Annotated in this window: 5 protein-coding genes; 4 read left to right on the forward strand and 1 reads right to left on the reverse strand. The window is 66.3% G+C overall.

The features are described from left to right. The first annotated feature begins 56 nt into the window (after nucleotides 1-56). The 4 genes from BLQ49_RS27940 (at nucleotide 57) to BLQ49_RS27945 (ending at nucleotide 11,567) form a co-directional block, all read left to right on the forward strand. Entirely contained in the window at nucleotides 57-8,900 is an 8,844-nt protein-coding gene (locus BLQ49_RS27940; protein WP_143012367.1) for a hemagglutinin repeat-containing protein, read from the forward strand. After that, nucleotides 8,901-9,362, forward strand: coding sequence for a hypothetical protein (locus BLQ49_RS29400; RefSeq protein ID WP_143012368.1), 462 nt, complete (start codon nucleotides 8,901-8,903; stop codon nucleotides 9,360-9,362). It begins immediately after the preceding gene. A 101-nt stretch (nucleotides 9,363-9,463) separates the two neighbouring features. Further along, a complete protein-coding gene (locus BLQ49_RS29405) occupies nucleotides 9,464-9,850 on the forward strand; it encodes a hypothetical protein (RefSeq protein ID WP_143012369.1) in 387 nt (128 codons plus the stop codon). Nucleotides 9,851-10,037: 187 nt separating this feature from the next. After that, nucleotides 10,038-11,567: a hemagglutinin repeat-containing protein gene (locus BLQ49_RS27945; protein ID WP_091722723.1), complete on the forward strand. Its 1,530-nt coding sequence runs from the start codon at nucleotides 10,038-10,040 to the stop codon at nucleotides 11,565-11,567. Here the strand turns inward: BLQ49_RS27945 and BLQ49_RS27950 are convergent. Then, on the reverse strand, nucleotides 11,564-11,811 hold a 248-nt coding region (locus BLQ49_RS27950), incomplete at its 5' end, for an integrase core domain-containing protein (protein WP_143012370.1). The genes BLQ49_RS27945 and BLQ49_RS27950 overlap by 4 nt on opposite strands.

The following is an 11,811-nucleotide window of genomic DNA, read 5'->3' on the forward strand; positions in this document are numbered from 1 at the left end:
CCCTCACGACCCAGAACCTCGCCAACAGCGGCACGATCCAAGTCAACGGCGCGGCTGTGATCGAGATTGCTGACGGCTTCGGCAACAGCGGGGGCCTTCTGAGCCGGAGCCTCGCGCTCAAAGCCGGGGGTGACTTCGCCAACAGCGGCCAGATCGGCGCCGTCGATGACCTAACGGCCACAGTCGGCGGCCGGGTCGACAACACGGGCAGGCTGATCGCCAAGGATGGCGACCTCAGCCTCACCGCCGGCGGCCTCGTCGCCTCCAGCGGCGACATCATGGCCGGCGGTCGCCTCGCGCTGACCGCGGCCGCCTACGAGACGCCCGCGGACACCGCCAAGATGGGCGGCGCGGACGTGGTCGTGCGCCTCGGCACCGGTCCCCTGTTCAACCTCGGCCAGCTCGTGGCTGCCAACGCCCTCGACATCGAGGCCGGCGACTTTGGCAACGGGCCCGCTGGACGCGTTGCCGGGAAGACCATCCGCCTCGCGCTCACCGGCTCCGCCGACAACCGCGGCCGCATCGAGGCCACCGAAGACCTCGCCCTCACGACCCAGAACCTCGCCAACAGCGGGGTAATCCTGATTGGCGGAGCAATGGCGCTCCAGATCGCCGGGTCGTTTACCAACGGCGGCAACCTTCTCGTCCGCTCGTTCAAACTGCGCGTTGGAGGCGACCTTGCCAATTCCGGCCAGATTGGCGCCCACGACGACCTGACGGTCAAGGTCGGCGGCCGGATCGACAACACCGGCAGCCTGATCGCCCAGGACGGCGACCTCGGCCTCACTGCAGGTGGCGTCGTCGCCTCCAGTGGTGACATAATCGCCGGGGGCCGCCTCGCGCTGACCGCAGCTGCCTATGAGACACCCGCGGATACCGCCAAACTGGGCGGCGCGGACTTGGTCGTGCGCCTCGGCACCGGCCATCTGATCAACCTCGGCGGGATCGTGGCCGCCAACGGCCTCGACGTCGAAGCCGGCGACTTCGGCAACGGGCCGATCGGACGCGTCGCCGGGACGACCATCCGCCTCGCATTGACCGGCGCTACCGACAACCGCGGCCGCATCGAGGCCACCGGAGATCTCGCCGTCTCCACGTTAGCTCTTCTCAACAGTGGTGAGATCCTGGCGAACGGTGCGGGTAAGCTTGAGGTCGCTGGCGCCCTGTTCAACAGCGGACGCATTCTCGGCCGCACATTCAATCTTCAGGTGGAAGGCGGCCTCAGCAACACCGTTCAAATCGGCGCTGTCGATGATCTGGCGATCGTCGCTGGCGGCCGGGTCGACAACGCCGGCAGCCTAATCGCCTTGAACGGCAACCTCAGCCTCACCGCCGGCGGCGGCGTCGCCTCCAGCGGTGACATCGTCGCCGGCGGTCGCCTCGCGCTGACCGCGGCGTCCTACGAGGTCTCCGCGGACACCGCCAAGACGGGCGGCACCGAGGTGGTCGTGCGCCTCGGCACCGGCCACCTGATCAACCTCGGCCAGCTCGTGGCCGTCAATAGCCTCGACGTCGAGGCTGGCGACTTCGGCAACGGCCCATACGGGCGCCTCTCGGGCACGAGCGTTCGCCTGGACCTTTCGGGCACCACCGACAACCGCGGCCGCATCGAGGCCACCGGCGATCTCACCCTTTCGGCCGGCAGCCTGACCAACTCGGGCTCGATCCTCGCCAACGGCGCGGGCAAGCTCCAAGTTGCCGGCGCCCTGTTCAACGGCGGGAATATTCTTGGTCGCACTCTCGTCATGCAAGTGGGGAGCGACCTCGGCAACACCGATCAGATCGGCGCGCTCGACGCCTTGACGGTTGCAGTTGGCGGCCGGATCGACAACGCCGGCAGCCTGATCTCCCAGGACGGTGACCTCAACCTCACTGCCGGTGGCATCGTCGCCTCCAGCGGCAACATCATCGCCAACAAGGGGCGCCTCGCGCTGACCGCCGGCGGCTACGAGGCCACCGCGGCCTTCGCCCGGACAGGCGGCACCGAGGTGGTCGTGCGCCTCGGTACCGGCCACCTGACCAACCTCGGCCAGCTCGTGGCCGTCAACGGCCTCGACGTCGAGGCCGGCGACTTCGCCAACGGCCCAGCCGGATACCTCTCGGGCGCATCCATCCGCCTCGCGCTCACCGGCGCGGCCGACAACAAGGGCCGTATCGAGACAATCGGCGACCTCGCCTTCTCGGCCGGCAGCCTGACCAGTTCGGGTTCGATCCTCGCCAACAACGCCGGCACCATCCAGGTCGCCGGCGCTCTGTCCAACAGCGGGAGCCTCGTCGCCAAGAGCCTTGCCGTCAGGGCGGGCGGAGATCTGACCAATTCCAACTTGATCGGCTCCCTCACCAGCCTCACCGTCACGGCCGGCGGCCGGGTCGACAACGTGAGCGCAGACGCCGACCACGTCGCCAGCCTGATCGCCCAGGACGGCGACCTCAACCTCACTGCCGGGGGCATCGTCGCCTCCAGCGGCAACATCATCGCCAACAAGGGGCGCCTCGCGCTGACCGCCGGCGGCTACGAGGCCACCGCGGCCTTCGCCCGGACAGGCGGCACCGAGGTGGTCGTGCGCCTCGGCTCCGGCCACCTGACCAACCTCGGCCAGCTCGTCGCCGTCAACGGCCTCGACGTCGAGGCCGGCGACTTCGGCAACGGCCCGGCTGGACGCCTCTCGGGTGCATCCATCCGCCTCGCGCTCACCGGCGCGGCCGACAACAAGGGCCGTATCGAAACCGCCGGAGATCTCGCTCTCACGACCACGAACCTCACTAACAGTGGTGTAATCGTGAATGGCGGAGCTTTGGCGCTCCAGATCGCTGGATCGTACATCAACAGTGGCAGCCTTCTCAGCCGCGCATACACGCTGAATGTTGGAGGTGACCTCGTCAACAACGGCCAGATCGGCGCCCTTGATGCGTTGACGGTTGCAGTCGGCGGCCGGATCGACAACGCCGGCAGCCTGATCGCCCGGGACGGCGACCTGAACCTCACCGCCGGCGGCATCGTTGCCTCCAGCGGCAACATCATCGCCGGCGGCCGACTCGCGCTGACCGCCGGTGGTTACGAGGCTACCGCGGACGCGGCCAAGACGGGTGGCACCGAGGTGGTCGTGCGCCTCGGCACCGGCCATCTGTCCAACCTCGGCCAACTCGTGGCCGCCAACAGCCTCGACGTCGAGGCCGGCAATTTCGCCAACGGTTCGACCGGACACCTCTCGGGTGCATCCATCCGCCTCGCGCTCACCGGCGCAGCCGACAACAACGGCCGTATCGAAACAACCGGAGACCTCGCTCTCTCGGCCGCAAGCCTCACAAATACCAATGCCATCCTGGGCAACGGTCTGGGTAACGTTCAAATCGCCGGCCTCCTCAGCAATAAGGGGAGCTTAAAATTCAGCGGAAACGCCACAGTCAGTGCCGAAAACTATGACAGCAACCAAGCTGGCGTACTAAGCGCCAGCAACCTCAAGCTCAGCGTCAAAAAAGACCTGGGCAATTCCGGAGGAATCTCAGCTGCCGGCTTGGTCGATCTCCAAGCACAGAATCTTAACAATCGTGGCGACGGAAGCATTACCGGAAATGCTGTGAACCTCGTCATGTCCGGTAACGCGTACAATGCCGGAACTCTGACGGCGAAGGGCTTCCTCGGGTTCAGCACCGGCGGCGATCTTGTAAACGACGGCGCGCTCAAAGCGACAGACATCGCCCTTCAAGTCGGACAGCAGCTCGCCAATGGTAACACGATCGAGGCGAGTGGAACATTAGCCGCTTCATCCAATACGTTCGTAAATAAGTCCGGGGCCAGCATCCGCGCCTACCAAATCGGCCTCACAGTTGCCGGCCAGGCTGGCAACGCCGGCACGATTCAGGCCGACACTTTGGTATTCCAGGCCGAAGGTCTGTCGAACGCCGGCTCCGCCGATCATGTCGCAGTACTATCGGCTCGAAGTCTCACAATTAACGTCGCCGACGCGCTCGGCAACGAACCCAACTCCCTAATCAACGGCGGCGACCTCGCCGCGGTCAGCGCCAAGCGCACCAACTTGGATCTGTTCGGAGTCAACGGCATCGCCCAGGGCCAGTTCGCATACGGACGTGATCTCGCCGTCTCGCTCGGCGACCGTGGCTTCACCGTCGCCGCTGGCCAGCGTTTCGATATCAAGGGCCGCCTCTACCTCGCGTTCTCCGGCGACATCACGATCAACGGCGCGCTCACTTCCAAAGGAGATATGGCCCTTATTTCGGGCGGCAACCTCACCAACACCGCCGGCATTATTAGCGCAGGAGGGTCGCTCGGCATCAAGATTGGCGGAACACTGACCAATACAAGAACGCCGCAGGCGACTGAAGATTTGGGCCCTGTCGTTCTCGATGTAAAAATTCAAGAAAAAAACGTCGTCAAAGAACGTATTCTTCACTATGAAACTTCTTATCCCGCCTATATCGTCGCCGGCGGCGATCTGTCTATCGAGGCGGGCGCAATCCGGAACGATGCGTCTGTCATCCAGGCTGGAGGCGTCCTCTACGCCAAGGCGGGGACAATTGACAATCTAAATCGCGAGTCAGGGGTCAAGTACCGGTATTTTCTAGCAGTAGTAGGCTCTGGCGAGCTGCCAGGGGGAGGTTGGGAGCAGGATACTTATCGAAATAATACGGCGGTTTTCACCGGCCAGAGTGTCGTCATGTCAGCCGGAAGACTGACAAATACGGGCCTGATCATCGGTGACACCATCTCGATCCAAGCGGGCACGATCGTCAACGCCTCAACCAGCGCGATCATAACGTCACCGACGAGTGCGCCGAACGGCACCATCGAGCTCACGAATTATGCAACGGGCGGCCGGCTCTCGGGCCAGAATTTCGACAGCGGCGCACAAAGCGGTTCTGTCGAAGGCGACGAGGTCGGCCCACCGGGCGTTGTCGCCGGCCGTCTCGACCAGGGTGCCGGTTTCACGTCCGGCGCCGCAGGCGGCCGGCTCGGGCGCAACATCTACGGCTATGGCGTCGCCGCAGGGCTTATGGACCGGGCCCCCGGATTTACGCCAGGCGCGTCTGGCGGCTGGTACGGGGGCTCCCTCAACGGTTATGCCTCCGGTTTTGCCGCAGGGCCGCTCGACCAGGGCGCCGGTTTCAGGCCCGGTGCAATCGGCGGCCGGCTCGGGCGCAACATCTACGGCTATGGGGTCGTTGCAGGGCCGCTCGACCAGGGCCCTGATTTCGCACCCGGGGCGATCGGCGGCGCGTTGGGCGGCTATGGCATCGGCGGGGGTCGCGCCAGGGGCGGACGCCTGGGCTACGGCCCCTACGGACTGGAGGACAACAGCATCGCAGGCGCCGGCGTCGGAAATGCCAAGCTACGCGGCGGCCGCGTAGACGCCAACCTCGCAGGCTTCGACGCGCCGTCTCCCGCCCAGGTCGGCGGCACCACCTACCGGTATCCCAGCCCGTTCGCCGACGGGAGCGAGCCCAGCGGCCCGGCGGCGATCCTGGCGCGGGCGGGCGGGAGCGCGCTTCCGCCGGGCGTGTCGGTGTTCGCGGACCAAACCATGGAGCAGCGGCTGATCGGCCAGGCGCTGCTCGACCAGACCGGCAGCCCCATCCTCGACCAGCGCTACCGCAACCCCCGTGCCCAGCAGGAGGCGCTGTACCAGGGCACCGTCGCGTTCCTCCAGGCCAACCCCGACATCCACCTCGGCGACAGCCTCTCCGCCGAACAGAAGGCCCGCCTCACCCAGCCGGTCCTCTGGTACGAGCAGCGCAATATCGACGGCCAGCCGACGCTCGCCCCCCAGCTGCTCCTGCCCCCGGGCCGGCTGGCCGAGTGGACCCAGCAGGCCGGCGGCGTCATCCAGGGCAACACCGTCTTCCTCTCGGGCGACCAGATCACCAACACCGGATCGCTGCTCGCCTCCGGCACGATGATCATCGACGCCGGCACCTTCCTCAACGAGCGCCGCGTCGGGCTCGGCAGCGGCCTGTTCGCCCAGAACGTCCTGCAGCCCGGCGGCGTGGTCAGCGCCGGCGACCTCGCGATCTTCACCCGCGGCGACCTGATCGACCGCGGCGGCGTGCTCCAGGCCCGCAACGACCTGACGCTGAGCGCCGGCGGCGACATCCTGATCGCCGCGCAAGCCGTGACCAACACCAGCCTCGTGGGCAACCGCGACAACTGGATCGCCACCGCCAGCACGATTAGCCACGGCGCCCTGGTGGCGGCCGGCGGCGACCTCACCGTGCTGGCCGGCGGCGCGCTCTCGGTGCTCGGCTCCACCGTCACGGCCGGCGGCGACGCGCTGCTGGCCGCGCGCGGGCCGATCACCATCGCGTCGGCGCTCGACAGCATCGCGACCACGGCGTTCGCGCGCCGGGACGGGCTGTTCTCGTCCTCGCGCACGCTGGTGAGCCAGACCGGCCAGATCAACGTGCCCTCCCTGGTGGCGGCCGGGGGCAACCTCGCCGTCGTCTCGGGCAGCGACATCACCGTGCAGGCCAGCCACCTCGTGGCCGGCGGCGACCTCGGCGTGCGCGCGGCCGGCTCGCTCTCGGTGCTGGCCGGGGAGGACCTGAGCCAGACGATCCTGGCCCGGCGCAGCTCCGGCCTGGGCCTGTTCGGCGGCGACGGCGGGCTCGACTTCTACCAGACCCGGCGCACCACAGGCTCGGTCACCCAAGCCACTAACGCCCCCTCCACCCTGGTGGCCGGCGGAAACGCCACCGTGATCGCCGGGCTGGATGTGAACATCGTCGGATCGGCCATCGGAGCCGGCCAGCAGATGACGCTCGGGGCCGGGCGGGACCTGACCATCGCGCCGGGCTTTGACCGGACGGTAATGACCTACGCCCGCAGCGTCTCGGGCGTGGGTATCGGCGTCTCGGCCAACGACAACGGGGCCTCAGTCTGGGCTGGCTACCACAGCCGGAGTTCGCTCCAGGCCAAGGACTCGACCACGGCCGTGGCCTCGCTGGTGGCGGGCGGCAGCGGCGTCCTGCTCGATGCCGGGCGCGACGCGACGCTGACGGCCGCCGACCTCGTCTCCGGGGGCGACCTCGCCATCCGGGCAGGCCGCGATCTGTCGGTGCTGTCGCAGGCCCAGACCGAGCACGACGTGGCGATCCGCCGGCAGAGCTTCGCCGGGATCCGCGCCGGAATCAGCCAGAACGTCTCGCGCGCCCTCGACGAGTTGCAAGAGGCCAGCCGCACCTTCAACTCGGGCTATGGCGGGGACGGCTACCGGGCGATCGGCGCGGTCTCGGGCACGCTCAAGGCGGTCGACGCCGTGATGCAGCTCACCAACCCAAGCGTCTCGGCGAGCCTGACCGTGGGCGCGTCGAGTTCCACCAGCCGGAGCGAGCAGCTGACCGAGACGCAGCGCCCGGGCACGATCCGGGCGGCGGGCGGCATCAGCCTGGAGGCGGGGCGCGACCTGCACCTGCAGGGCACCCAGGTCTTGGCCGGCGGCTGGCTCGACCTGATGGCCGGGCGCGACATGGTGATCGAGAGCGCGCGTTCGCGGGGCGCCGCGTCGCAATCCGCGTCCTCGTGGAACGCGGCGGTCGGGATCGGCGCGCAGGTCGGGCTCGGCGGGCCCAGCGTCGGGTTCACGGCCGAGGGCTCGGTGTCGAGCTCGCGCAGCCGCGAGCAGCGGGAGACCAACACCAACGCGCAGCTGGGCGCGGGGGATGGGATCTCGGTGCACTCGGGCCAGGACACGACGATCGAGGGGGCGCGGCTGTCGGCGCCCGAAATCGACTTGGAGGTCGGGCGGAACCTGACCGTGGCCTCGCGGCAGGACACGGCGACGGGTCGCTCGTCGTCGTCGAGCCTGTCCGGGAGCATCGGCCCGAGTTCGGGCTCGGTGTCGGTGGGCGGCAGCCAGGGCTCGTCGGACCGGGCCTGGGTGGGCGAGCAGACGGCGATCGAGGCGGGGGACCGTCTGAGCGTGACGGTGGGCGGGCAGACGCTGATCCGCGGGGCGCTGCTCAACTCCAGGACCGGCAACCTGTTCCTGGAGACGGGCACGCTCTGGGTCGAGGACATGTTCGACCACGACACGGGCCGCCGGTTCGGCCTGACGCTGGGCCTGAACGGCAACTGGGGCGGGAGCGGGGACCAGCCGGCGGTCGGGACGATCTCGGGCTCGTACGCGGCGCACGACCGGGAGCGTGTCGACCGGGGGACGATCGGGGCTGGGACGATCGTTCTGCGCGATCCTGCGCAGCAGGTGCAGGAACTGGCCGCGATCAACCGGGATCCGAGCCGGGCGCAGGTGATCACGCGCGACCGGAAGGAAGGGGTGGACTTCTACGGTTCGAGCTCGGCGGTGCGGGAGATCGGCAGCGGGTTCGAAGGCACACGGCAGGGGCTGAGGGAGATCGGGAAGCAGGCTTCGCAGGGCTTCCCGGCGTTCCTGGCGGGCGTTGCCGATGCGGCCAAGACGCTCACGAAGGGCCTGGGCCCGCTTCCCGATACGCACGAGCCGCTTACAAAAGGCGCGGAGTTATCCTCGCCTGCGCTCGCCGAGTTCCGGCAGCAGCTGGTCGCGCAGGGCGCTTCGCCCGAAGCGGTCGAGGCGCTCGTCAACAATCCGGCCTTCGCGACGCCGATCCAAGATCTCACTGCGATCGTGGCACGCGGCGCAAACGAGGGGTGGCAGGACCAGAAGCCCAAGCCAATCCCGGAAACCGACTCACATGCGGGATCCGGATCGGACGGCACGGAGGTGCAACTGCCTGAGCTATCGGTGACCGCCGGGCTGACATACGGCCAGCAGGCTCTGATGAAGCTGGGTGAGATCGACGACGCGATGAAGAAGCTGCCGCCGGACCAGCTGCTGGCGGCCAACATCACGCTTCAGATCATGCTCAACGGTCCGCTTGGTGCGCTGAAGGCCTATGTGGTCGGGTAGGTGATCGACAAGATCGCCGGCGATCAGATCGATCAAATACAAGATCTCGCGGCGCAAGGAATTTACAGCGTTCTGAGCGGTCAGAAATGGTCTGGTGACGAGAGCTTGCCGGATCCGCGCCAAATGACGATGCAGAATGGCGCGACACTGGCCGCTGGTGTTATTGTCGCTGCTGCGACCGGTATGGCGATAGGGAAAGCCGGAGGCAGAATACCCGGTCGAGTACAAAGCCGAATTAATTTGATGAACGGCTCGGTATCCGAAGGCAGAGGATGGTTTCATGTAGTCAATGAGCATTTCAATCCTGAGAAGACAGGCAAAAATCAATTTACTATCAGTCAATCTGAGTTGCGGGATTTGTTGCAATCCCCATCTGTTGTTGAAGCGCCCATAACAAAAACTATAAACAGCAAGGATGGAGTGAGATATACTAGAGAGGTAAATTTCAAAGATAAAACATAGGACTGGATGTGATAAATATGAATAATCCGACATCCATAATGGCGATTATGACAGATGAATATGGCAATCTGATAACAGTCTATCCAGGAGCATAAGTAAATATGATAAAGAAATTGACTTCAAGATATGATATTGTAGCGATGGAAAGAAGAAAAATTTGCCCAGATTTTTGCGAGAGTGATCGACGCATTGTGGACGCGATTTCAGCTATCCATCCAGGTCGCAGCGTCTTTTACGTTATATTTCATACACCAGAGCAAATGGAAGATATCTATACGATTTTATTAGACGGAGAGACAATAGTAAAATTCGAACTGCCAAAATATTCGAGCGATACTTTACCGTCTGAAATACAGAAATATTCTGTGAAAGAATTTAAGAAAATTATTGGGCAGGGGAAAAATCTCACGCTTTTGTCGGCGCTGATCGAATTATCTCGGAAGGATCTGGCTGATACTGGAAAAGAAAAAGCGGCTGATGCAAATTGAAGCTTAGACCGAAAAGCAGTTAGTTTCAAATTAGCGGCACGTTATCCTCACCGTTCATCGGGGCGGGCAACGCCCTCGCGCAGGCCGCCGACAGATTGGGCGGCCGCGACGGACAGTACAGCCTCACCTCGACCGTCTGGCCGCCTACAGGTTACAACAGGCGCTCGGCAAGGCCGACGGCGACCTCATGGCGGGCACCTCCGTCTCGGTCACGGCCGGGTTCGAGCACAGCTCCAGCCGGATGCTGCAGGACAGCGCGACCCCGGTCGGCACAGCGCTGCGCAGCGGCGGCTCGACCACGATCGAGGCCGAGCAGGGCAGCATCCACGCGGTCGGAGCTCGGATCGCGGCGGGCGTCGATGCCCAGGGCCGGCCGACGGGCGAGCCCGGCAACGTCAGCCTGACGGCCGGCCAGGGCATCCTCTTGGAGAGCGCCCAGGCGACGATCGACCGGATCTTCGGGGCCCGCTCCATGCAGGCGGCGGCCGGGTTCGACCTCGCGGGCGGCCCGGCGGGCTCGGCCAGCTATGCCCGCGACACCGGCCAGAGCCACGAGGTCCGGCAGGTCGACAGCCAGGTCTCGGGCACCGGGACGGTCAGCCTGACCTCGGGCGGGGACACGAGCCTGCGCGGGGCCACGGTCACGGGTGGCCAGATCGTGGCCTCGGTCGGCGGCGACCTGACGATCGAGAGCCGGTTCGACACGGCGCGCTACCGGGAGAGCAGCCTCCAGGCGCAGGGGCGGTTCGGCGGCGGCAGCGTCTCGGGCGGGGCGAGCCGCGGCAGCGTGCGCGGCGACAGCGCGAACGTGGCCGAGCAGAGCGGTCTGATCGCGGGGGCGGGCGGCTACCAGCTGACGGTCGGCGGCGGGGTGAACCTGATCGGGGGTCTGATCACGTCGACGGCGGACCCGTCGCAGAACCGTCTGTCGGCCGACCACCTGACCTTCTCGGACCTGCTCGGCAGCACCCGGGCGATTAGCTCGAGCATGGGGCTGTCGATCGGCGGTACGGAGAAGGACGGGCTGGGCCTGCCGCTGCCGCAGGTCGGCATGCCGGTGCAGCAATCGAGCTCAGGCGTGGCGCGCGCGACGCTTTCGCCGGGCACGCTGGAGCTGCGCAACCAGGGGCAGGACCTCTCGGGCCTGAACCGGGACGCGAGCGCGGCCAACCGCCAGGCTCAGCCCTACGACATCGAGCGGCTGCGGGCGCGCCAGCGCAGCGTGGCGGCCCTGTCCGAGCTGATGAACGAGGGCATAGGCACGCTGTCGAAGAGCCTCGGGCTGGAGGACGGCTCACCGGCGAAGACAGCGTTCCACGCGGCGGCGGGCGCACTGACCGCCTTGGCCGCGGGCGGGAACGTGGCCGGCGGGGCGCTGGCGGGGGCGGCGAGCGAGATGGTCGGCACGGTCGTGATGAAGGCGCTGGCCGACAACCCAAACCTGACGCAGGCGGAGCGTAACGCGCCGGGTCAGTGGGCGGCCGTGGTGGGCGCGGTGACCGCCGGGGAGGCGGGCGCTGCCACGGCGCTCGATGCCGAGCGCTACAACCGGCAGCTACATCCACGCCAGCACGAGACGTCCGAGGCACTACGTCGAGTCGATAGCAAGTTTGCAGACATCACTGCCTCGCAACCGGCTGGAAGCTTCCTCGATAAACTCGCCGAGGAGAACGCACCTCTGGCCTGCCCCCATTCGGTGGCCCGGGTTCGAAGTTAGTGCATCGTCGGTCGGCTGACGATGGCAGGGCGAGCGGACGGCACTGATCCGCTCGGTTCGGTTGGCCAGAGGACGACCTCCGGCGCGGGTGGCTGGTAGCCGAGCGACGAGTGCGGCCGGATGCTGTTGTAGTGCCTCCGCCATTGCTCGATCACGACGCCGGCCTCCTTGAGAGTATAGAATACCTCACCGTTGAGGAGTTCATCCCGCAGCTTTGCGTTGAAGCTCTCGCAATAGCCGTTCT

The sequence above is a fragment of the Methylobacterium phyllostachyos genome (genome assembly GCF_900103445.1).
In the GTDB taxonomy this organism is placed as follows: domain Bacteria; phylum Pseudomonadota; class Alphaproteobacteria; order Rhizobiales; family Beijerinckiaceae; genus Methylobacterium; species Methylobacterium phyllostachyos.